Annotated in this window: 19 protein-coding genes and 1 riboswitch; of the genes, 18 read left to right on the top strand and 1 reads right to left on the bottom strand. The window is 69.3% G+C overall.

What is annotated here, in order from left to right; genetic code table 11:
* Positions 1 to 72: 72 nt before the first annotated feature.
* From OG841_RS07635 to OG841_RS07565, 15 genes are all read left to right on the top strand, one after another.
* Positions 73 to 1,002 (top strand): ABC transporter permease, encoded by a 930-nt coding sequence (locus tag OG841_RS07635; RefSeq protein WP_328642141.1) that lies wholly within the window; start codon positions 73 to 75, stop codon positions 1,000 to 1,002.
* A 55-nt stretch (positions 1,003 to 1,057) separates the two neighbouring features.
* A complete protein-coding gene (locus OG841_RS07630) occupies positions 1,058 to 1,834 on the top strand; it encodes an ABC transporter ATP-binding protein (RefSeq protein WP_328643715.1) in 777 nt (258 codons plus the stop codon).
* 387 nt (positions 1,835 to 2,221) lie between these two features.
* The gene (hpnC, locus tag OG841_RS07625; RefSeq protein WP_365119103.1) at positions 2,222 to 3,124 is read left to right on the top strand and encodes a squalene synthase HpnC; all 903 of its coding nucleotides are present in this window, start codon (positions 2,222 to 2,224) and stop codon (positions 3,122 to 3,124) included.
* Positions 3,121 to 4,071 (top strand): presqualene diphosphate synthase HpnD, encoded by a 951-nt coding sequence (hpnD, locus tag OG841_RS07620; protein WP_328642143.1) that lies wholly within the window; start codon positions 3,121 to 3,123, stop codon positions 4,069 to 4,071. The genes hpnC and hpnD overlap by 4 nt, the downstream gene beginning before the upstream one ends.
* Entirely contained in the window at positions 4,071 to 4,211 is a 141-nt protein-coding gene (locus tag OG841_RS07615) for a DUF6380 family protein (protein WP_328642144.1), read from the top strand. Before hpnD ends, OG841_RS07615 begins: the two co-directional genes overlap by 1 nt.
* Entirely contained in the window at positions 4,208 to 5,602 is a 1,395-nt protein-coding gene (gene hpnE / locus OG841_RS07610; protein WP_328642145.1) for a hydroxysqualene dehydroxylase HpnE, read from the top strand. The genes OG841_RS07615 and hpnE overlap by 4 nt, the downstream gene beginning before the upstream one ends.
* Positions 5,603 to 5,673: 71 nt before the next feature.
* Positions 5,674 to 6,738, top strand: a complete 1,065-nt coding sequence (locus OG841_RS07605; RefSeq protein ID WP_328643716.1) for a polyprenyl synthetase family protein — start codon at positions 5,674 to 5,676, stop codon at positions 6,736 to 6,738.
* A gap of 121 nt (positions 6,739 to 6,859) precedes the next feature.
* Complete coding sequence (shc, locus tag OG841_RS07600) at positions 6,860 to 8,851, top strand: squalene--hopene cyclase (RefSeq protein WP_371564147.1); 1,992 nt, start codon at positions 6,860 to 6,862, stop codon at positions 8,849 to 8,851.
* Positions 8,851 to 9,492: a phosphorylase family protein gene (locus OG841_RS07595; protein ID WP_062048098.1), complete on the top strand. Its 642-nt coding sequence runs from the start codon at positions 8,851 to 8,853 to the stop codon at positions 9,490 to 9,492. Before shc ends, OG841_RS07595 begins: the two co-directional genes overlap by 1 nt.
* Before the next feature lie 5 nt (positions 9,493 to 9,497).
* Positions 9,498 to 10,520, top strand: coding sequence for an adenosyl-hopene transferase HpnH (gene hpnH, locus OG841_RS07590; RefSeq protein WP_057610205.1), 1,023 nt, complete (start codon positions 9,498 to 9,500; stop codon positions 10,518 to 10,520).
* Positions 10,521 to 10,524: 4 nt separating this feature from the next.
* On the top strand, positions 10,525 to 11,682 hold the full coding sequence (gene ispG, locus OG841_RS07585; protein WP_328642148.1) for a flavodoxin-dependent (E)-4-hydroxy-3-methylbut-2-enyl-diphosphate synthase: 1,158 nt from the start codon (positions 10,525 to 10,527) through the stop codon (positions 11,680 to 11,682).
* Positions 11,683 to 11,709: 27 nt separating this feature from the next.
* Positions 11,710 to 13,608, top strand: coding sequence for a 1-deoxy-D-xylulose-5-phosphate synthase (gene dxs, locus OG841_RS07580; protein ID WP_328642149.1), 1,899 nt, complete (start codon positions 11,710 to 11,712; stop codon positions 13,606 to 13,608).
* Positions 13,605 to 14,990 carry an aspartate aminotransferase family protein gene (locus OG841_RS07575; protein ID WP_328642150.1) on the top strand — a complete coding sequence of 462 codons (1,386 nt, stop codon included), beginning with the start codon at positions 13,605 to 13,607 and terminating at the stop codon, positions 14,988 to 14,990. Before dxs ends, OG841_RS07575 begins: the two co-directional genes overlap by 4 nt.
* 73 nt (positions 14,991 to 15,063) lie before the next feature.
* Positions 15,064 to 15,669: a helix-turn-helix domain-containing protein gene (locus OG841_RS07570; RefSeq protein WP_328642151.1), complete on the top strand. Its 606-nt coding sequence runs from the start codon at positions 15,064 to 15,066 to the stop codon at positions 15,667 to 15,669.
* Positions 15,666 to 15,788 carry a DUF6126 family protein gene (locus tag OG841_RS07565; RefSeq protein ID WP_266510521.1) on the top strand — a complete coding sequence of 41 codons (123 nt, stop codon included), beginning with the start codon at positions 15,666 to 15,668 and terminating at the stop codon, positions 15,786 to 15,788. Before OG841_RS07570 ends, OG841_RS07565 begins: the two co-directional genes overlap by 4 nt.
* A 13-nt stretch (positions 15,789 to 15,801) precedes the next feature.
* Here OG841_RS07565 and OG841_RS07560 read toward each other — a convergent pair whose 3' ends face one another.
* On the bottom strand, positions 15,802 to 16,599 hold the full coding sequence (locus OG841_RS07560; protein ID WP_328642152.1) for a tyrosine-protein phosphatase: 798 nt from the start codon (positions 16,597 to 16,599) through the stop codon (positions 15,802 to 15,804).
* 207 nt (positions 16,600 to 16,806) lie between these two features.
* On the opposite strand from OG841_RS07560, the gene OG841_RS07555 reads away from it, so the two are divergent.
* The 3 genes from OG841_RS07555 to OG841_RS07545 all read left to right on the top strand — a co-directional run bounded on the left by OG841_RS07555 (position 16,807) and on the right by OG841_RS07545 (position 21,523).
* Positions 16,807 to 18,882, top strand: a complete 2,076-nt coding sequence (locus OG841_RS07555; protein ID WP_328642153.1) for an alpha-galactosidase — start codon at positions 16,807 to 16,809, stop codon at positions 18,880 to 18,882.
* A 297-nt stretch (positions 18,883 to 19,179) separates the two neighbouring features.
* Positions 19,180 to 19,351: riboswitch (cyclic di-AMP (ydaO/yuaA leader) on the top strand.
* Positions 19,352 to 19,353: 2 nt separating this feature from the next.
* Positions 19,354 to 20,280 carry a M23 family metallopeptidase gene (locus OG841_RS07550; RefSeq protein ID WP_328642154.1) on the top strand — a complete coding sequence of 309 codons (927 nt, stop codon included), beginning with the start codon at positions 19,354 to 19,356 and terminating at the stop codon, positions 20,278 to 20,280.
* A 523-nt stretch (positions 20,281 to 20,803) separates the two neighbouring features.
* Positions 20,804 to 21,523, top strand: a complete 720-nt coding sequence (locus OG841_RS07545) for a DUF6250 domain-containing protein (RefSeq protein WP_371564142.1) — start codon at positions 20,804 to 20,806, stop codon at positions 21,521 to 21,523.
* Positions 21,524 to 21,618: the final 95 nt, after the last annotated feature.

The raw sequence follows: 21,618 nt of genomic DNA, 5'->3' as shown, positions 1-21,618 counted from the left end.
CCGCACCGCGGCCCCACGCTCATGCCCTGCCCCCCACAGGCCGCGCATCCCGAAGAGGAAAGCTATCCATCAGTGAGTGAGACAACGCATGACGGCACGGTCGCGGTGAGCGCGCCCGTGCCGCCCGACGAAGGCCTGACGGCGGCACAGCTCGCCGCCCGGAACGGCCTGACCGTGAGCGGCGCCAGGCCCTCACTCGTCGAGTACGTCCGCCAGCTCTGGGACCGGCGCCACTTCATCCTCGCGTTCTCGCGGGCGAAGCTGACCGCCCAGTACAGCCAGGCCAAGCTCGGCCAGCTGTGGCAGGTGGCGACGCCGCTGCTGAACGCGGCCGTGTACTTCTTCATCTTCGGCGTCATCCTGAACGCCAGCCGGGGCATGTCGAAGGACGTGTACATCCCGTTCCTGGTCACGGGTGTCTTCGTGTTCACCTTCACGCAGAGCTCCGTCATGGCGGGCGTCCGCGCCATCTCCGGCAACCTCGGCCTGGTCCGCGCGCTGCACTTCCCGCGCGCTTCCCTGCCGATCTCCTTCGCGCTCCAGCAGCTCCAGCAGCTGCTGTTCTCGATGGTCGTGCTGTTCGCCGTGGTGATCGGCTTCGGTCACTTCCCGGACCTGTCCTGGGCGCTGATCGTCCCGGTGCTGATCCTTCAGTTCCTCTTCAACACCGGCCTGGCGCTGATCATGGCCCGCGCTGGTGCCAAGACCCCCGACCTGGCGCAGCTCATGCCGTTCGTGATGCGTACCTGGATGTACGCGTCCGGCGTGATGTTCTCGATCCCGATCATGCTGGCCGACAAGCCGCAGTGGCTCGCCACGGTGCTCCAGTGGAACCCGGCGGCCATCTACATGGACCTGATGCGCTTCGCCCTGATCGACGAGTACGGCGCCGAGAACCTGCCGGACCACGTCTGGGCGGCCGCGGGCGGCTGGGCCGCGCTCTTCGCGCTCGGCGGTTTCGTGTACTTCTGGAAGGCGGAGGAAAGGTACGGCCGTGGCTGAGGACATCAGGGACGAGCACACCCCCGCCGTCGCGGACGAGCACACCCCCACCGTCATCGCGGACGAGCACACCCCCACCGTCATCGCGGACGAGCTGCACATCGTCTACCGCGTCAACGGCGCCAAGACCGGAAAGGGCAGCGCGACCGCCGCGCTCAGCCGCATCCTCAAGCGAGGCTCCGACGAGGCGGCGCGCGGGGTGCGCCGGGTGCACGCCGTCAAGGGCGTCTCCTTCGTCGCCTACAAGGGCGAGGCGATCGGACTGATCGGCTCCAACGGCTCCGGCAAGTCGACCCTCCTGCGTGCCATCGCGGGTCTGCTGCCCGCCGAGAGCGGCCGCGTCTACACCCACGGCCAGCCCTCCCTGCTCGGCGTCAACGCGGCCCTGATGAACGACCTCACCGGCGAGCGGAACGTCATCCTGGGCGGGCTCGCCATGGGTATGACCCGGGAGCAGATCAGGGAGCGTTACCAGGAGATCGTCGACTTCTCCGGGATCAACGAGAAGGGCGACTTCATCACCCTGCCGATGCGCACGTACTCCTCCGGCATGGCGGCCCGTCTGCGCTTCTCCATCGCCGCCGCCAAGGACCACGACGTACTCATGATCGACGAGGCCCTGGCCACCGGCGACCGTTCCTTCCAGAAGCGCTCGGAGGCCCGCATCCGCGAGCTGCGTGAGACCGCGGGCACGGTGTTTCTCGTCAGTCACAACAACAAGTCGATCCGTGACACCTGCAACCGCGTCCTGTGGCTGGAGCGTGGCGAGCTGCGCATGGACGGCCCGACCGACGAGGTCATCAAGGAGTACGAGAAGTTCACGGGCAAGTAGTCCACCGCGCCGCGGACGAACAGGGCCGCTCCGCTTGACCGGGCCCCGCCGGAACTGTTCCGGCGGGGCCCCGCGTCTGCAAAGGAAACGTCAACTTCGGGCCCCCTTAGGAATCTTGGGGCCAATCGGTGTGTTGTTGTGATGTGCAGGACACCCCGACGATCCTTGCCGCGTTGTACAACGTAAGCTGTACGGGTGCCTAATCGCGGCAAGTGGGGCGATAATGCGCGACACCCGATCACTGGGGCGCTGCGCGGACGGCCGGGCGGCGTGTCCGAAATAGTCTGTATTGGGTCTGCGGTGTAGAACGGGAGATGTGACGGCAATGGCGACCGAAGATCCCCAGCTCCGCCCAGCTCGTGCCGTCCCTGCCCCGGGCAGCGAGCGGTGACGGGAACCGGTACGGCGCGCGCCGGCGATCCGGAGCGTGGGACGCTCGACAAGGCCGCGGGGGAGAACTTCCCCGTGGCTCCGTTCTTCCTGCCCAGGGACTGGCGCACCGACCTCGTCGCGGTCTACGGTTTCGCCCGGCTCGTCGACGACATCGGCGACGGCGACCTGGCCCCCGGCGGAGCCGACGCCCGGCTGCTCGGCGTGTCGTCCGAGGAGGCCGAGGACCGGTTGCTCCTCCTGGACGCCTTCGAGGCCGATCTGGACCGGGTCTTCGACGGAACCCCGGCCCATCCCCTGCTGCGCCGCCTCCAGGCCACGGTCCGCCGCCGCGCGCTCACCCCCGAGCCCTTCCACGGCCTGATCGCCGCCAACCGCCAGGACCAGCTCGTCACCCGCTACGAGACCTACGACGACCTGCTCGCCTACTGCGAGCTGTCCGCCAACCCGGTAGGCCGTCTCGTGCTCGCCGTCACCGGCTCCTCGACCCCCGAGCGGATCCGTCTCTCGGACGCGATCTGCACGGCTCTCCAGATCGTCGAACACCTTCAGGACGTCGCCGAGGACCTCGGCCGCGACCGGATCTATCTGCCCGCCGAGGACATGAAGCGCTTTCACGTCCAGGAAGCGGATCTCGCCGCGAAAACCGCGAGCGCATCGGTGCGCGCTCTGGTTGCATACGAAGCACAACGCGCCCGCGAACTCCTGAATGAAGGCGCCCCCCTGGTGGGTAGCGTCCACGGCAGACTGAAGCTGCTGCTCGCAGGGTTCGTGGCGGGGGGAAGGGCGGCGCTCCGCGCGATCGCTGCCGCAGAACACGACGTACTTCCCGGCCCGCCCAAGCCCGGCAAGCTCCAGCTGCTGCGCGAGGTGGGCGTCACTCTGCGAGGAGAGGGGTGATCCGGACCGTGGAGCCATCACCGCATGTGTCCGCACCGGTACTCGCCGCCTACAGCTACTGCGAGACCGTGACCGGGCAGCAGGCGCGCAACTTCGCGTACGGCATCAGGCTGCTGCCCACGTCCAAGCGGCGTGCGATGTCGGCGCTCTACGCGTTCTCGCGGCGCGTCGACGACATCGGCGACGGCGCGCTGGCGGACGACGTGAAGACCGCGAGACTCGAGGACACCCGGGCGATGCTGACCCGGGTGCGGGAGGGCTCGGTCGACGAGGACGACACCGATCCGGTGGCCGTCGCCCTCGCCCATGCCGCACAGACCTTCCCGATCCCGCTCGGCGGCCTGGACGAACTGATCGACGGCGTCCTGATGGACGTACGCGGCGAGACCTACGAGACCTGGGACGACCTGAAGGTGTACTGCCGCTGTGTGGCGGGCGCCATCGGAAGGCTCTCACTCGGTGTGTTCGGCACCGAACCCGGGGCGCGCGCCGCCGAACGCGCGCCGGAGTATGCCGACACGCTCGGTCTTGCGCTCCAGCTCACCAACATCCTCAGAGACGTCCGCGAGGACGCCGAGGGCGGACGCGTCTATCTGCCCGCCGACGACCTCGCGAAGTTCGGCTGCTCGGCCGGCTTCAAGGGGCCGAAGCCACCGGAGGGCGCCGACTTCGCGGGCCTCGTGCACTTCGAAGTGCGACGGGCCCGCGCCCTTTTCGCCGAGGGCTACCGGCTGCTCCCCATGCTCGACCGGCGCAGCGGGGCCTGTGTCGCCGCCATGGCCGGCATCTACCGCCGCCTGCTCGACCGCATCGAGCGCGACCCCGAGGCGGTGCTGCGCGGCCGGGTCTCCCTGCCCGGACGTGAGAAGGCGTATGTCGCCGTCCGCGGGCTGTCCGGCCTGGACGCACGGCATGTGACGCGGCAGACCGTCAGGAGGCGCGCCTGATGGACAATTCGGTCCAAGGTGATGCCGCCGGAGAAAAGTGGCACGCAACCCTCCGCTCGAGGACGGCGTCCCTGACTGCAACGGCCGACCGTGCATCGTTCAAGCACCACGGCGTCCGCGCAGGGGAGGGTGTGCGATGACCGACGGGCAGCAGTCCGGGCGGGACGCCGTCGTGATCGGCGGTGGGCTCGCCGGTATCACCACCGCGCTCGCGCTCGCCGACGCCGGGGTGCGTGTCACCCTGCTCGAAGGCAGACCACGCCTGGGCGGGCTCGCCTTCTCCTTCCAGCGCGGCGAACTGACCGTCGACAACGGGCAGCACGTCTACCTGCGCTGCTGCACCGCCTACCGCTGGTTCCTCGACCGCATCGAGGGAACGGCGCTGGCGCCACTGCAGGACCGGCTCGACGTGCCCGTACTCGACGTGGCCCGGCCCGAAGGCAGACGGCTCGGCAGACTCCGGCGTGACGCGCTGCCGGTGCCCCTGCATCTGGGGCGCAGCCTCGCGACCTATCCGCATCTCTCGCTCGCCGAGCGGGCCAGGGTGGGGCGTGCCGCGCTCGCGCTCAAGGGGCTCGACCTCGCCGATCCGAGCCTGGACGCACAGGACTTCGGCAGCTGGCTGACCGCGCACGGTCAGTCGGCGCGTGCCGTCGAGGCCCTGTGGGACCTGGTCGGGGTCGCCACCCTCAACGCGGTCGCGGGCGACGCCTCGCTGGGGCTCGCCGCGATGGTGTTCAAGACCGGTCTGCTGTCCGACCCGGGCGCGGCCGACATCGGCTGGGCGCACGTCCCGCTCGGTGACCTGCATGACCGGCTCGCCCGCAAGGCGCTCGACTCCGCGGGCGTGCGTACCGAGGTCCGTACACGCGTCACCTCCATCTCTACTGACGAGAACGGCACTTGGAGCGTTCAGGTTCCCGGGGAGACGCTCCGCGCCGACGCGGTCGTCCTCGCCGTGGCCCAGAACGAGGCGTGTGACCTGCTGCCGAAGGGCGCGCTGGACGTCCCGGAAAATCTTCGGGAGATCGGCACCGCGCCGATCCTCAACGTCCATGTCGTCTACGACCGCAAGGTGCTCGACAAGCCGTTCTTCGCGGCCCTCGGCACTCCGGTGCAGTGGGTCTTCGACCGCACCGACGCCTCCGGGCTGCGCGAGGGCCAGTACCTCGCCCTGTCCCAGTCGGCCGCGCACCACGAGATCGACGAGCCGGTGGCCGCGCTGCGCGAGCGCTATCTGCCCGAGCTGGAGCGGCTTCTTCCGCTCGCGCGCGGCGCCGAGGTGAAGGACTTCTTCGTGACCCGGGAGCGCACGGCGACGTTCGCCCCGGCCCCCGGCGTCGGACGGCTGCGGCCCGGCGCCCGTACGAAAGCCCCCGGCCTCTACCTGGCCGGCGCGTGGACCGCCACAGGGTGGCCCGCGACCATGGAGAGTGCGGTCCGCAGCGGTGTGAGTGCGGCGGATGCCGCCCTCGCTGCCCTGGGCCGGCCCCGCCCCGCCCGCCTCTTCGAGTTCGAGGAGGCCGCGTGATGCTCGATCAGCACGGCGCGTCAGGCCCCAGCACCTCCGGTACCGCAACAAGAGGAGAGACTGTGCCCACTGTGCCCCCGGCAGAGACAGCCGCTGCGAGGACCGCGGTGGACGTGACCGCGCTCCTCGAGCGCGGCCGGACCCTGGCCACACCGGAGCTGAAGGCGGCCGTCGACCGCCTGGCACCCCCGATGGACACCGTTTCCGCCTACCACTTCGGCTGGATCGACGCCCAGGGCAACCCCGCGGACGGAGACGGCGGCAAGGCCGTGCGCCCCGCTCTCGCGGTGCTCTCGGCCGAGGTCACCGGCGCCCCGCCCGAGACCGGCATCCCCGGCGCCGTCGCCGTCGAACTGGTCCACAACTTCTCTCTGCTGCACGACGACCTGATGGACGGCGACGAGCAGCGCCGCCACCGCGACACCGTGTGGAAGGTGCACGGCCCCGCCCAGGCCATCCTGGTCGGCGACGCCCTGTTCGCCCTGGCCAACGAGGTGCTGCTCGAGCTCGGCACGGCCGAGGCCGGCCGCGCCACCCGCCGTCTGACCACCGCCACCCGCGCCCTGATCGACGGCCAGGCCCAGGACATCTCCTACGAGCACCGCGACCGCGTCAGCGTCGAGGAGTGCCTGGAGATGGAGGGCAACAAGACCGGCGCCCTGCTCGCCTGCGCCTCCTCCATCGGCGCGGTGCTCGGCGGCGCCGACGACCGCACCGCCGACACCCTGGAGAAGTACGGCTACCACCTCGGCCTCGCCTTCCAGGCCGTCGACGACCTCCTCGGCATCTGGGGCGACCCGGTCTCCACCGGCAAGCAGACCTGGAGCGATCTGCGCCAGCGCAAGAAGTCCCTGCCGGTCGTGGCCGCGCTCGCGGCGGGCGGTGCCGCCTCCGAGCGGCTCGGAGAGATGCTCGCCGCCGACGCCAAGAGCAGCGATTTCGAGAACTTCTCCGAGGCGGAGTTCGCGGCCCGCGCCGCCCTCATCGAGGAGGCCGGAGGCCGCGAGTGGACGGCGGCGGAGGCCCGCCGTCAGCACACCGTCGCCATCGAGGCCCTGAACGCCATCGACATGCCCGACCGGGTGCGGGACCGGTTCACGGCGCTCGCCGACTTCGTCGTCGTACGAAAGAGATGATCACTATCGGTCGAATAGCCCTCGCGTAGTCGCCGGCCGGTGCTGCGAGGAAAGGAAAAGCACCGGCCGACGGCGGACCCACAGCAGAGCACCACATTGCACACTGCACGAAGGGGAAGCCATGACAGCGACGACCGACGGAAGCACCGGGGCCCTGCCGCCCCGCGCTGCCGCGGCCAGCGAAACCCACCTCGACACCCCCGTGGCGGCCGGGATACAAGAAGCCGCCGTACGTGCCGTACAGCGCGCCACCGAGCACCTGCTCGCCCGGCAGGACGCCGAGGGCTGGTGGAAGGGCGACCTCGAGACCAACGTCACGATGGACGCCGAGGACCTGCTGCTCCGACAGTTCCTGGGCATCCGCGACGAGTCGACCACCCGTGCCGCCGCCCAGTTCATCCGCGGCGAGCAGCGCGAGGACGGCGCCTGGGCCGGCTTCTACGGCGGGCCCGGCGAACTCTCCACCACCATCGAGGCGTACGTCGCTCTGCGCCTGGACGGCGACGCGCCCGACGCCCCGCACATGGCGAAGGCCTCCGCCTGGATCCGCGCTCAGGGCGGTATCGCCGCGGCCCGGGTGTTCACCCGGATCTGGCTCGCCCTGTTCGGCTGGTGGAAGTGGGAGGACCTGCCCGAACTCCCGCCGGAGCTCATCTACTTCCCCCGGTGGATGCCGCTCAACATCTACGACTTCGGCTGCTGGGCCCGCCAGACCATCGTCCCGCTGACGATCGTCTCCGCGAAGCGCCCGGTCCGGCCCGCACCCTTCCCGCTCGACGAGCTGCACATCGACCCGGCCGACCCGAACCCGGCCAAGCCCCTCGCCCCGGTGGCGAGCTGGGACGGCGCCTTCCAGCGTCTCGACAAGGCGCTGCACCAGCTGCGCAAGGTCGCCCCGCGCCGACTGCGCAGAGCCGCGATGAACAGCGCGGCCCGCTGGATCATCGAGCGGCAGGAGAACGACGGCTGCTGGGGCGGTATCCAGCCCCCGGCCGTCTATTCGGTGATCGCGCTGCACCTGCTCGGCTACGACCTCGAACACCCGGTCATGCGGGCCGGGTTGGAGTCCCTGGACCGCTTCGCCATCTGGCGCGAGGACGGGTCCCGGATGATCGAGGCCTGCCAGTCGCCGGTGTGGGACACCTGCCTCGCCACCATCGCGCTCGCCGACGCGGGTGTGCCCGCCGATCACCCGCAGCTCGTCAAGGCCGCGGACTGGATGCTCGGCGAGGAGATCGTCCGGCCCGGCGACTGGGCCGTCAAAAGACCGCAACTCCCGCCGGGTGGATGGGCGTTCGAGTTCCACAACGACAACTACCCCGACATCGACGACACCGCCGAGGTCGTCCTCGCCCTGCGCCGGGTCAGGCACCACGACCCCGAGCGGGTGGAGAAGGCCATCGGACGCGGAGTGCGCTGGAACCTCGGGATGCAGTCGAAGAACGGCGCCTGGGGCGCCTTCGACGTCGACAACACCAGCCCGTTCCCCAACCGGCTGCCGTTCTGCGACTTCGGCGAGGTCATCGACCCGCCGTCAGCCGACGTCACCGCGCACGTGGTGGAGATGCTCGCGTTCGAGGGGCTCTCCCACGACCCGCGCACCCGGCGCGGCATCGAGTGGCTGCTCGCCGAACAGGAGCCGGACGGTTCGTGGTTCGGACGCTGGGGCGTCAACTACGTCTACGGCACCGGGTCGGTGGTGCCCGCGCTGACCGCCGCCGGTCTGCCCGCCTCGCACCCGGCGATCCGGCGGGCGGTGGCCTGGCTGGAGAAGGTGCAGAACGACGACGGTGGCTGGGGCGAGGACCTGCGCTCCTACAAGTACGTCAAGGAGTGGAGCGGCCGTGGCGCCTCCACGGCCTCGCAGACGGCCTGGGCGCTGATGGCGCTGCTGGCCGCGGAGGAGAAGGACTCCAAGGCCGTCGAGCGCGGCATCGAGTGGCTCGCGAGCACCCAGCGCGAGGACGGCTCCTGGGACGAGCCCTACTTCACCGGCACCGGTTTCCCCTCGGACTTCTCCATCAACTACCACCTCTACCGACAGGTCTTCCCGCTCACCGCCCTGGGCCGGTACGTCCACGGAGAACCGTTCTCCCGGACCGAGGCCCCCTGATGAGCACCCAGCCCGCCACCGCCCCGCTGCTGATCGCCTGCGCTCTCGGCATCGAGCACCTCGCCCTGCGCACCGGCGACCGCGGCGGGGCCGGCGGGCCGGTCACCCTGCTCAGGACGGGCATGGGCCCCAAGGCGGCGGAACGGTCCGTCACCCGGCGCCTGGCCGACCCCGCGCTCGCCGGGGCCGCCGTCCTGGCCACCGGCTTCTGCGCGGGGCTCGCCCCCGGGATGCACCCCGGCGATCTGGTGGTCGCCGAGGAGACCCGGGATCCGGACGGAACCGTTCCCTGTGTGGAGACCGACCTACTGGTCAAGGAGCTCGTACGGGCCGTACCGGGACGTACCGTGCACACCGGACCGCTCACCGGCTCCGATCACGTCGTCCGCGGTCACGAGCGGTCGGATCTGCTCGCGACCGGTGCGATCGCGGTCGACATGGAGTCCGCGGCCACGCTCCTGAGCGCCGTGCGCGCCGGCGAGCACCCTGTTGCGGCCGTCCGGGTGGTCGTGGATGCTCCACAACATGAACTCGTCCGGATCGGCACGGTACGCGGTGGAATATCAGCCTTCCGCGTCCTTCGTTCCGTTCTTCCAGCTTTCCATGAATGGCACCGTTCCTTGCTGCTCCCCAGGAGGTGAGCCAGATGGCCATGCCGCTGCGCCAGTCCATCAAGGTCGCTACATACTTGGCCGAACAAAAGCTCCGCAAGCGGGACAAGTTCCCGCTGATCGTGGAGCTGGAGCCTCTCTTCGCGTGCAATCTCAAATGCGAGGGCTGCGGCAAGATCCAGCATCCGGCGGGTGTCCTCAAGCAGCGCATGCCGGTGGCGCAGGCCGTCGGGGCGGTGTTGGAGTCCGGTGCGCCGATGGTGTCCATCGCCGGCGGTGAGCCGCTGATGCACCCTCAGATCGATGAGATCGTCCGGCAGTTGGTGGCGAAGAAGAAGTACGTCTTCCTCTGCACCAACGCCATGCTGCTGCGCAAGAAGATGGACAAGTTCAAGCCCTCCCCCTACTTCGCCTTCGCGGTGCACATCGACGGGCTGCGTGAGCGGCACGACGAGTCCGTGGCGAAGGAGGGCGTGTTCGACGAGGCCGTGGAGGCGATCAAGGAGGCAAAGCAGCGCGGCTTCCGGGTCACCACCAACTCGACCTTCTTCAACACCGACACCCCGCAGACCATCATCGAGGTGCTCAACTTCCTCAACGACGACCTCAAGGTCGACGAGATGATGATCTCGCCCGCCTACGCCTACGAGAAGGCGCCCGACCAGGAGCACTTCCTGGGCGTGGAGCAGACCCGTGAGCTGTTCAAGAAGGCCTTCGCGGGCGGCAACCGCAAGAAGTGGCGGCTCAACCACTCCCCGCTCTTCCTGGACTTCCTGGAGGGCAAGGTCGACTTCCCGTGCACGGCCTGGGCGATCCCGAACTACTCCCTGTTCGGCTGGCAGCGGCCCTGCTACCTGATGAGCGACGGATACGTGCCGACGTACCGCGAACTCATCGAGGAGACCGACTGGGACAAGTACGGCCGCGGCAAGGACCCGCGGTGCGCCAACTGCATGGCGCACTGCGGCTACGAGCCCACCGCCGTTCTCGCCACGATGGGCTCGCTCAAGGAGTCGCTGCGCGCCATGCGCGAGACGGTCTCCGGAAACCGCGAGTAGCGTCATGACCGCCATTTCCTTGGGCGTCCCCGAGGTGCCGGTCCGGCCGATCGCCGAGCGGCGCCTGTCGCGGCAGATCCACGTCGGACCGGTGGCGGTCGGGGGCGGGGCCCCGGTGTCGGTGCAGTCGATGACGACGACCCGTACGTCGGACATCGGCGCCACGCTCCAGCAGATCGCCGAGCTCACCGCGTCCGGCTGCCAGATCGTCCGCGTCGCCTGTCCCACGCAGGACGACGCGGACGCCCTGGCGACCATCGCGCGCAAGTCGCAGATCCCGGTGATCGCGGACATCCACTTCCAGCCCAAGTACGTCTTCGCGGCGATCGAGGCCGGCTGTGCGGCCGTACGCGTCAATCCCGGCAACATCAAGCAGTTCGACGACAAGGTCAAGGAGATCGCGCGGGCCGCGAAGGACCACGGCACACCGATCCGGATCGGGGTCAACGCCGGGTCGCTGGACAGGAGACTGCTCCAGAAGTACGGGAAGGCGACTCCGGAGGCGCTCGTCGAATCGGCGTTGTGGGAAGCATCGTTGTTCGAGGAACACGGCTTCCGGGACATCAAGATCTCCGTCAAGCACAACGATCCCGTGGTGATGGTCAGCGCCTACACGCTGCTCGCCGAGCAGAGCGACTACCCGCTGCATCTGGGGGTCACGGAGGCCGGGCCCGCCTTCCAGGGGACGATCAAGTCGGCGGTGGCCTTCGGCGCGCTGCTCAGCAGGGGGATCGGCGACACCATCCGGGTGTCGCTGAGTGCCCCGCCGGTCGAGGAGGTCAAGGTCGGCATCCAGATCCTGGAGTCGCTGAACCTGCGGCAACGCCGGCTGGAGATCGTGTCGTGTCCGTCCTGCGGGCGTGCGCAGGTCGACGTCTACAAGCTGGCCGACGAGGTCACGGCGGGTCTCGAGGGCATGGAAGTGCCCCTGCGGGTCGCGGTGATGGGATGTGTGGTCAACGGTCCCGGCGAGGCACGGGAGGCGGACCTCGGGGTCGCCTCCGGCAACGGCAAGGGGCAGATCTTCGTGAAGGGCGAGGTCATCAAGACCGTCCCGGAGTCGAAGATCGTGGAGACCCTCATCGAGGAGGCGATGAAGATCGCCGAACAGATGGAGCAGGACGGCGTCGCGTCGGGGGAGCCGGCCGTCACCGTGAGTTGAACAGCACGGACCGAAGGGGGCCCGAGCGTGACCATTCTGGAGAACATCCGGGGACCACGCGACCTGAAGGCGCTGTCCGAGTCGGATCTCGGCGAACTGTCCGAAGAAATCAGGGAGTTCCTGGTGCACGCGGTCGCCAGGACCGGCGGACACCTCGGGCCCAATCTGGGGGTGGTGGAACTCTCCATCGCGCTCCACCGGGTCTTCGAGTCACCGGTCGACCGCATCGTGTGGGACACCGGTCATCAGAGCTATGTGCACAAGATTCTGACGGGACGTCAGGACTTCTCCAAGCTGCGCGGCAAGGGCGGCCTGTCCGGCTACCCCTCGCGCGAGGAGTCCGAGCACGACATCGTCGAGAACAGCCACGCCTCCACCGCGCTCGGCTGGGCCGACGGGCTCGCCAAGGCCCGCCAGGTGCAGGGGGCGAAGGGGCATGTCGTCGCGGTCATCGGCGACGGCGCGCTCACCGGCGGCATGGCCTGGGAGGCGCTGAACAACATCGCGGCCGCCAAGGACCGGCCGCTGATCATCGTCGTCAACGACAACGAGCGGTCGTACTCGCCGACCATCGGCGGGCTCGCCAACCACCTGGCCACGCTGCGCACGACCGACGGCTACGAGAAGGTGCTGGCCTGGGGGAAGGACGTACTCCTCAGAACCCCCCTGGTCGGCAACACCGTCTACGAGTCCCTGCACGGCGCGAAGAAGGGCTTCAAGGACGCCTTCGCACCGCAGGGCATGTTCGAGGACCTCGGGCTGAAGTACGTCGGCCCGATCGACGGACACGACATCGGGGCCGTGGAGTCGGCGCTGAGGCGCGCCAAGCGCTTCCACGGACCGGTTCTCGTCCACTGCCTGACGGAGAAGGGGCGCGGTTACGAGCCCGCCCTGGCCCATGAAGAGGATCACTTCCACACCGTCGGTGTGATGGACCCCCTCACCTGTGAGCCGCTCGCGCCGTCCAACGGGCCCTCCTGGACCTCGGTGTTCGGCGACGAGATCGTCGCGATCGGGGAGGAGCGGGAGGACGTCGTGGCGATCACGGCGGCCATGCTGCACCCGGTGGGCCTCGGGAAGTTCGCGGCGCGTTTCCCCGACCGGGTGTGGGACGTCGGAATCGCCGAGCAGCACGCGGCCGTCTCCGCCGCGGGTCTTGCCACCGGTGGGCTGCATCCGGTCGTCGCCGTGTACGCGACCTTCCTGAACCGGGCCTTCGACCAGCTCCTGATGGACGTCGCCCTGCACCGTTGCGGGGTCACGTTCGTCCTGGACCGGGCCGGGGTCACGGGCGTCGACGGGGCCTCCCACAACGGCATGTGGGACATGTCGATCCTCCAGGTCGTCCCCGGACTGAGGATCGCCGCTCCTCGGGACGCCGACCAGCTGCGGGCGCAGCTGCGGGAGGCGGTCGCCGTGGACGACGCGCCGACCCTGGTGCGGTTCCCGAAGGAATCCGTGGGGCCTTCGATGCCGGCGATCGACCGGGTCGGTGGCCTGGACGTGCTGCATCGTGGCGAGCGGCCCGAGGTGCTGCTGGTGGCCGTCGGTGTGATGGCCCCGGTGTGCCTCCAGGCCGCCGAGCTGCTGGAGGCGCGGGGCATCAACTGCACGGTGGTGGACCCGCGTTGGGTCAAACCCGTCGACCCCTCGCTGCCCGGCCTCGCCGCGGAACACCGGCTGGTCGCCGTCGTCGAGGACAACAGCCGGGCCGCCGGAGTGGGCGCCGCCGTCGCGTTGGCGCTCGGTGACGCCGAAGTCGACGTACCCGTACGGCGGTTCGGGATCCCGGAGCAGTTCCTCGCGCACGCCAAGCGGGGCGAGGTGCTCGCCGACATCGGTCTGACGCCGGTCGAGGTGGCGGGGCGGATCAGCGCGAGTCTGGCCGTGAAGGCACAGACCGAAGTCAGGGAGAAGGCTGAATGAGCACGGAGTTCGATCTCGGCAGACTCCTGGCCGAGCGCGGAGCCGAGCGCTACGAGCTGCACGGCAGGTACCTGAACCACCAGCTCCCGCGCATGCTGCACACCATCGGCTTCGACAAGGTCTACGAGCGCGGCGAGGGCGCCTACTTCTGGGACGCGGACGGCAACGACTACCTGGACATGCTCGCCGGGTTCGGCGTCATGGGCCTGGGGCGCCACCACCCCGTCGTCCGCACGGCACTGCACGACGTCCTCGACGCCCAGCTCGCCGACCTCACCCGCTTCGACTGCCAGCCGCTGCCCGGGCTGCTGGCCGAGAAGCTCCTCGCCCACAGCCCGCACCTGGACCGGGTGTTCTTCGGCAACAGCGGCACCGAGGCGGTGGAGACCGCGCTGAAGTTCGCCCGCTACGCCACCGGGAAGCCCCGGGTGCTGTACTGCGACCATGCCTTCCACGGGCTGACCACCGGGTCGCTGTCGGTCAACGGCGAGTCGGGCTTCCGGGACGGATTCGCGCCCCTGCTGCCCGACACCGCCGTTCCTCTCGGCGATCTCGACGCACTGGCACGGGAGTTGAAGAAGGGCGACGTGGCCGCCCTGGTCGTGGAGCCGATCCAGGGCAAGGGGGTGCACGAGGCCCCGCCCGGCTACTTGCGGGCCGCGCAGGAGCTGTTGCGCAAACACAAGGCGCTGCTCATCGCCGACGAGGTGCAGACGGGGCTCGGCCGTACCGGGGACTTCTACGCCTACCAGCACGAGGACGGGGTCGAGCCCGACCTGGTGTGCGTGGCCAAGGCGCTCTCCGGCGGCTATGTGCCGGTCGGCGCCACCCTCGGCAAGGACTGGATCTTCAAGAAGGTCTACTCGTCGATGGACCGGGTGCTGGTGCACTCGGCGAGCTTCGGATCCAACGCCCAGGCGATGGCGGCCGGCCTCGCGGTCCTCTCGGTCATGGAGAACGAGCAGATCGTCGCGAACGCCCGCGTCACGGGCGACCTGCTGAGGTCCCGGCTCACGGCGCTGGTCGACAAGTACGAGCTGCTCGCCGACGTCCGCGGCCGTGGCCTGATGATCGGCATCGAGTTCGGCAGGCCGAAGTCGCTGAAGCTGCGCAGCCGCTGGACCATGCTCCAGGCCGCGCGCAAGGGCCTGTTCGCGCAGATGGTGGTCGTCCCCCTCCTGCAGCGGCACCGGATCCTCACCCAGGTCTCCGGCGACCATCTGGAGGTCATCAAGCTGATTCCGCCGCTGGTCGTCGGGGAGAAGGAGGTGGACCGGTTCGTCGACGCGTTCACCGACGTGATGGACGACGCGCACAGCGGCAGCGGGCTGATGTGGGACTTCGGCAAGACGCTGGTGAAGCAGGCGGTGGCCAACCGGTAGCGGCCCGTCCGGAGCTTTTTGCCTCTAAGGCAAGAAAATTGCCCTAGAGGCAATACTCCGGCTCAATGAAGGTATGAGCTCTTCGGAAGCCTTCACGGAGCTGCCCTCGGTGGCTCCTCAGCTTCGCGCCCTGCGCCGCCGCGCCTCCCTCACCCTGGAGGCCGCGGCCGGTGCCGCGGGGCTGTCACCCGCCCATCTCTCCCGGCTGGAGACCGGTCAGCGCCAGCCCTCGCTGCCGATGCTGCTCGCGCTGGCCCGTATCTACGGTACGACGGTCTCGGAACTGCTCGGCGAGACGGTCGCGGAGCGGGACTCCGTCGTGCGCGCGGCCGACATGGAGGCGACCGAGGCGGGCGGCTGGACGTACGTCCAGGCCGGCGCGCCCGGCCGTGGGATGCAGGCCCTGCGGGTGCGGGTGCCGCACGGTTCGCAGGGCGACATCGTGCGGGTGCATCCCGGCGAGGAATGGCTCTACGTCCTCAAGGGGCGGCTCAGGCTGCGCCTCGGTGACACCACGCATCGGCTCGGCCCGGGCGACAGCGCGCACTTCGACTCGCTGACCCCGCACCGCATCGCCGCCCAGGATCCCGACGGAGTCGAGCTCCTGTTCGTCCACACCCTGTTGCAGAGTCCCACGGCCACGCTGTGCCTGGGCCCCACCCCTGGAGAGACCCCATGAAAGACATGGAGGAGAAGTTCCCCCGCGCCCTGTGGGTGCGCCTGATCGTCTACATCGCCGTCGGCCACGTCTTCGCGGCCTTCATCTACTTCCTCTTCGAGGTGGGGGCCGGACAGTAGCGGCCGTACGGCTCTAGTCGAGCAGCCGGTCCCGCAGCCGCTCGCGGATCTCGGGAGTCAGGCCGAGGCCCTCCTCCAGATACACCTCGACGCTGCCCCATGTCTCCTCGATGGTCTCGAAGGCCGCCGACAGGTACTCGGCGCGCGCCTCGAACAGGGGACTGAGCAGCTCCATGACCTCGGGGGAGTAGGCGTCGGCGGAGGTGCTGGTGCGGCGCACCTTGTAGCGGCGGTGCTTGGCGTTCGACTCCAGGTAGTCGGCGACGATCGCCTCGCGCTCCACGCCCAGGGCGAGCAGGGTCACCGCGACGGACAGCCCCGCGCGGTCCTTGCCGGCCGCGCAGTGCATGAGGGCGGGCACGCTGTCCTCGGCGAGAGAGCGCAGCACCTGGGAGTGCTCGGCGGTGCGCTCCTTGATCATCGTGCGGTAGGAGTTGATCATCCGCTGCGCGGCCCTGCCGTCGCCGAGGAGTTCGCGCAGCTGCTCTATGTCCCCGTCGCGGACCATCTTCCAGAACCAGGTGCCCTCCGCCGGGTCGCTCAGCGGCAGGTTCACATTGGCGACGCCCGGCAGCTCGACGTCCGGGCCCTCCAGCTTCTGGTCCGCCGCGTTGCGGAAGTCGAAGATCGTGTGCAGACCCAGGGAGGCCAGGAAGGCCGCGTCGTCCTCCGTCGCGTGCGCCAGGTGACCGCTGCGGAACAGCACGCCGTACCGCACCCGCCGTCCGTCCGCCGTCCGCAGTCCGCCCACGTCACGGAAGTTGCGGACACCTGCCAGCTCCGGTTCGGTCGACGGGATCTGCTGCGTCACGGGGGCTCCTCCCAGCCGGGCACCGTCGGCGCTGCTCGTCGACGGGCACGCTCTCGACCATACGACATGGGTTCCTGGGGCAATGAGTTGTCCACAGGGCCGGCAATGACTTGTCCACAGCCGTTGCAGCCGGGGCGGGTGGCCATTGATGATGTTGGTGCCTGAGTGCACCTGTTGGCACCTGTTCGAATCTGTGAGGGAAGCACGATGCTGGAGATCGCCGAGAACGGCCGTACATGGATTCTGTCCGGGCCGACCAGCAGTTACGCCCTGCACCTCACCGCCGAGGACGAGCTGCTGCACCTGCACTGGGGCCCGCGGATCGCCCTCGCCGACGCCGAGGCCCTCGCGGTGAGCCCGCTGCCCGATTACCGGCCCTTCGAGGCCCCGCTCGACGGACGCGAGGAGTACCCCGTCGAGGGCGGCCCCCGCTTCACACGCCCGGCCCTGTCCGTGCGCACCGACGAGCGGCGCGGCACCGAGTGGAGCTTCGAGGCGTACGACACCGAGGGCGACGAACTGCGGCTGCGGTTCCGCGACGGCGGGCTGACCGTCACGCTGCACTACCGGATGCGCCACGACGTCCTGGAGCGCTGGGTGACCCTGGACAACCAGGACCCGGCACCCGTCGAGCTGCTGCGCGCCGACTCCGCCACCTGGACCCTGCCCGACCGCGAGGACGGCTGGCGGCTCTCCCAGCTGCACGGCCGCTGGGCCGCCGAGTCCCTGCTCACGCAGACCCCCCTCACCTACGGCGAGAAGGTCATCGGCAGCCGCCGCGGCCACACCGGGCACCAGCACCTGCCCTGGGTCGCCCTCGACACCGACGCCACCGAGGAGCGCGGCGAGGTCTACGGTGTCGCCCTCGGCTGGTCGGGGTCCTGGCGGATCGCCGTCGCGCAACTGCCCGACGCGCGCGTTCAGATCACCGGGGGCGCCGGATACGACGACTCGGGTCTGCTCCGGCTGGCGGCCGGGGAGTCGTTCACGACCCCTGTCTTCGCCGGTCTCTGGAGCGACAGCGGGTTCGGCGGGGCGAGCCGTGCCTGGCACGCCTACCAGCGGGCGTACGTCATCCCGGGCGCGGACGAGGACCGTCCCGTGCTGTTCAACTCCTGGGAGGCCACGAACTTCGACATCTCCGAGGAGCAGCAGGGCACCCTCGCCCGGCGGGCCGCGGAGATGGGCGTCGAGCTGTTCGTGGTCGACGACGGCTGGTTCGGTGCCCGCACCAGCGACCGGTCCGGGCTCGGCGACTGGGCGCCCAACCCCGACCGCTTCCCGAACGGACTCAAGCCGCTCGCTGAGCACGTGCACGGGCTCGGCATGCAGTTCGGCATCTGGGTCGAGCCGGAGATGATCAACCCGGACAGCGAGCTCTACCGTGCCCACCCGGACTGGGTGCAGTACCAAGCGGGACGAAAGCGGACGGAGTTCCGCAATCAGCTCGTGCTGAACCTCGCGCGCGAGGACGTCCAGGAGTACCTGTGGGGGCAGCTCGACACCCTGCTCTCCTCGGCCCCGATCGACTATGTGAAGTGGGACTTCAACCGCTGCTTCACGGACGCGGGCTGGCCCGGTGACCCCTATCCGCAGCGTCTGTGGGTCGACCATGTACACGGCTTCTATGCCCTTTTGGACCGCTTGCGGGAAGCTCACCCGGGCGTCGCCTTCGAGTCCTGCTCGGGTGGCGGCGGCCGGATCGACCTCGGGGTGCTCAGCCGCACCGACCAGGTGTGGACCTCGGACAACACCGACCCGCTCGACCGCCTGGCCATTCAGTACGGCTTCAGCCAGATCCACCCCGCGCGCGTGATGGCCGCCTGGGTCACCGACAGCCCCAACACCCAGCTCAACGACCGGGTGAGCTCGCTGCGGTTCCGGTTCGTGAGTGCGATGGCCGGGGTGCTCGGGGTCGGCGGGGACCTCGCGGAGTGGACCGAGGAGGAGCTCGCCGAGGCCGGACGGTGGGTGGCTCTCTACAAGGAGATCCGGCCCTTGGTGCAGCGCGGCGACCTCTACCGGCTGCGGCCTCCGCGGGGCGGGCTGAGCGCGGTGCAGTACGCCCTCGGAGACGAGACCGTCGTCCTCGCCTGGCTCCAGGCGCAGCAGTACGGCGAGCCCGTCCCGGCGCTGCGGCTGCGCGGACTCGACCCGACAGCGTCGTATGAATGCCCCGAAACGGGCGAAGTGCACCGAGGGGCCGTACTGCTGCATCACGGACTTCGTACCGGTTTGCGCGGTGACCTCGATGCGACGGTTATCCGACTGCGACGCATCTAGGGCTTCTGTCCGAATTAATAGCTTCCTTCCAATTCCTTCCGGAGTCAGGGTTCCTGTGAATTCGTGACGTGAGGAGCGTCATATCCGTGACGGTGTGTCGCCCGTCATGTTCACGTAATTCGCAGGTTTTTCCAAGGGATTCGGGCCGGGTAACGGGCGTCCGATTCACGCAGGGTGACCGGTAATTCTCTTAAGCGATCAACAGGAACGCATACGCAGGGAACCTCTCACTTGTCCCTTTGCGTCTTGTTCGCTTACGTTCGCCACCGATCCGGTCGGACGCCCAATCCTGCCGCCGAACGGATTCCGCTCACTCACTCACCCGTGCACGGCAGGAGCGGGGGACCCACAGGTAGTTCCGCCTGTTCCGGTCTCCGGAACGGCTTGGGGTTAAGTCGCGTCTCGACGCGGCCGGGCATCTCCAGCCCGCACCCGACAGCTCACCTCGCAGGCGCCGGAGAGGAATTCACCATGCCCGCGAAGGGTAAGCACCGCCGTCCGAAGTCCCAGCGCTTCGTCCGCTCGATAGCCGTCGCCGGAACCGGAGGCGCCGCTCTCGCCCTCCCGCTCATGGGGGCCACCGGCGCGCACGCCGCCACCTCTCAGTCCGTGTCGGAAAAGGCCGTTCAGTCGCTTCCTGTCACGCAGAAGTCCGCCGAAAAGACGGCCGCGAAGAAGAACGCCGCGAAGACCTCGACGGTGCGCACCTATTCGGTGCGCGTCGGCGACTATCTCTCGAAGATCGCCGATGAGCAGAACGTCAGCGGTGGCTGGAAGAAGCTGTACGCCGACAACCGTTCTGCCATCGGCGACGACCCGTCACTGATCCACCCCGGTCTGAAGCTCTCGATCGGCAAGAAGGCCAGGACGGGCACGACGAAGACCGAGTCCTCCGCTTCCTCGTCCTCCTCGAAGGCGAAGAAGACGGAGTCGAAGTCGTCCGCGAATTCGACGGCCGCCACCCAGAGCTCCGCCACCACCAGCTCCAGCGGTTACACCCTGCCGGTCACCGGTGCCACCATCGGCACCGGTTACCGCGTGGCGGGCAGCATGTGGTCCAGCGGCTACCACACCGGCGTCGACTTCGTCGTCCCGACCGGCACCTCGCTGAAGGCCGTGGCCGCGGGCACGGTCGTCTCCGCGGGCTGGGGCGGCGCCTACGGCAACCAGGTCGTCATCAAGCTCAACGACGGCTACTACGCGCAGTACGCCCACCTGTCCCAGCTCTCCGTCTCGGCCGGTCAGACCGTGACCGAGGGCCAGCAGATCGGCCTCTCCGGTGCGACCGGCAATGTCACCGGCCCGCACCTGCACTTCGAGATCCGCACCACGCCGGACTACGGCTCCGACGTGGACCCGGTCGCCTACCTCCGCTCGAAGGGCGTCGCCGTCGGCTGACAACGCCCCCCTGTGCCACCGAAGGCCGGACCCCGATCCCCGGGTCCGGCCTTCGGTGTTCCCGCTGAGCGGCTCTGCGCCTTCATGATCATTTCATTGCGTTCTTGTGGCAGACGTGCTCAGGGCGTCGACAGGCGGGGGAGGGTGGGGACAGAGTGAACTCCGTGGTGGTGCAAGCGCTTTCTGGGGCTTTCGGAGGTCGCTGTGTTGAGAGCTTCGGGCGGCGGAGGGCGATCCGGGCCGGCAACGGGCGGGCTCGACGCGGCGCCAGGAGACTTCAACGGCACCGTCCATCCGGGCGCCCAGGGCACCGCAAGGTGGCGGACCGGATCGTGGCCCTTCCCGGAGGCCGGCACTGATGCACGCCAGGGCCGCCCCGCTGAGCGGGTTCGTCTCCGCGCCCGCCGACCACATCACCGAGTCGCCCGGACCGTGCGCTGCTCGCCGCAATCCACGTACACCAGCTGCCGCCTGGGCGCACAGACTCTTCGTGTGCCCGGGCTCCCGGAAGGAGCCGTCTCCCATGACGACCACGCGTAGAGCCTTCGGATCCCTCGTCGCCGGTTCCGCCCTGGCCGCCCTCGCCCCCGCAGCCGGTGCGAGCGCGTCGCCCCACCACCGTCGCCTCATCGCCCACGACGACTTCCGCCACGGCCTCGGCCGCTGGGCCGTCGAACTGGAGCAGGGCGGCACGGTCACCGCGCAGCGCGGAGTGCTGGAGGTCGACGTGCCCGCCGGCGCGACGATCTGGTTCAGGCAGCCGCTCGAAGGACCGTACGTCCTGGAGTACACCGCCACGCCTGTCTCCGAGGGCGGAGCCAACGACCGGGTGTCCGACCTGAACAACTTCTGGAACGCGGTCGACGTCCGGTCTCCCGACGACCTCTTCGCCACCCGACGGGGCGGGGCGCTCGCGGAGTACGACTACCTGAAGACGTACTACTCGGGCTACGGCGCCAACTGCAACACCACGACACGGCTGCGCCGATACGTCGGGGAGTCCGGTGTGCGGCCGCTGATCTACGACTACACCGAGCCGCTGCTCGTCGCGAACGAGCCGAACCGGGTGCGGATCGTCTCCGACGGCTCCAAGGTGCAGTGGTGGGACAACGGGCGGCTCGTCTTCGACTACAGCGACCGGGAGCCTTACACGAAGGGGCACTTCGCGTTCCGCACCACCTGGAGCCACTTCCGGATCAGCGACTTCAGGGTGTGGCGGTCGCAGCGTCAACATTCCCGATGAGAGACCTATTCCTCGTTTGGCGAACACTTTAGGAGTGGCTTATCTCACCGCCCGTCAAGCCCTTCCTACGGTCGCGTAGGTCACATTCGAAGGTG

The sequence above is a fragment of the Streptomyces canus genome, assembly GCF_041435015.1.
Classification (GTDB): domain Bacteria; phylum Actinomycetota; class Actinomycetes; order Streptomycetales; family Streptomycetaceae; genus Streptomyces; species Streptomyces canus_G.
Note: the sequence above shows the minus strand (reverse complement) of the source record. Positions and strands in the feature narration are given on the sequence as shown.

Excerpts from the sequence above, each read along its gene's own strand:
- OG841_RS07545 (WP_371564142.1), top strand. The coding sequence starts at position 20,804 with ATGACGACCACGCGTAGAGCCTTCGGATCCCTCGTCGCCGGTTCCGCC.
- OG841_RS07595 (WP_062048098.1), top strand. The coding sequence starts at position 8,851 with ATGAGCACCCAGCCCGCCACCGCCCCGCTGCTGATCGCCTGCGCTCTC.
- OG841_RS07575 (WP_328642150.1), top strand. The coding sequence starts at position 13,605 with ATGAGCACGGAGTTCGATCTCGGCAGACTCCTGGCCGAGCGCGGAGCC.
- shc (WP_371564147.1), top strand. The coding sequence starts at position 6,860 with ATGACAGCGACGACCGACGGAAGCACCGGGGCCCTGCCGCCCCGCGCT.
- hpnH (WP_057610205.1), top strand. The coding sequence starts at position 9,498 with ATGGCCATGCCGCTGCGCCAGTCCATCAAGGTCGCTACATACTTGGCC.
- OG841_RS07570 (WP_328642151.1), top strand. The coding sequence starts at position 15,064 with ATGAGCTCTTCGGAAGCCTTCACGGAGCTGCCCTCGGTGGCTCCTCAG.
- OG841_RS07565 (WP_266510521.1), top strand. The coding sequence starts at position 15,666 with ATGAAAGACATGGAGGAGAAGTTCCCCCGCGCCCTGTGGGTGCGCCTG.
- ispG (WP_328642148.1), top strand. The coding sequence starts at position 10,525 with ATGACCGCCATTTCCTTGGGCGTCCCCGAGGTGCCGGTCCGGCCGATC.
- OG841_RS07555 (WP_328642153.1), top strand. The coding sequence starts at position 16,807 with ATGCTGGAGATCGCCGAGAACGGCCGTACATGGATTCTGTCCGGGCCG.
- hpnE (WP_328642145.1), top strand. The coding sequence starts at position 4,208 with ATGACCGACGGGCAGCAGTCCGGGCGGGACGCCGTCGTGATCGGCGGT.
- OG841_RS07550 (WP_328642154.1), top strand. The coding sequence starts at position 19,354 with ATGCCCGCGAAGGGTAAGCACCGCCGTCCGAAGTCCCAGCGCTTCGTC.
- OG841_RS07615 (WP_328642144.1), top strand. The coding sequence starts at position 4,071 with ATGGACAATTCGGTCCAAGGTGATGCCGCCGGAGAAAAGTGGCACGCA.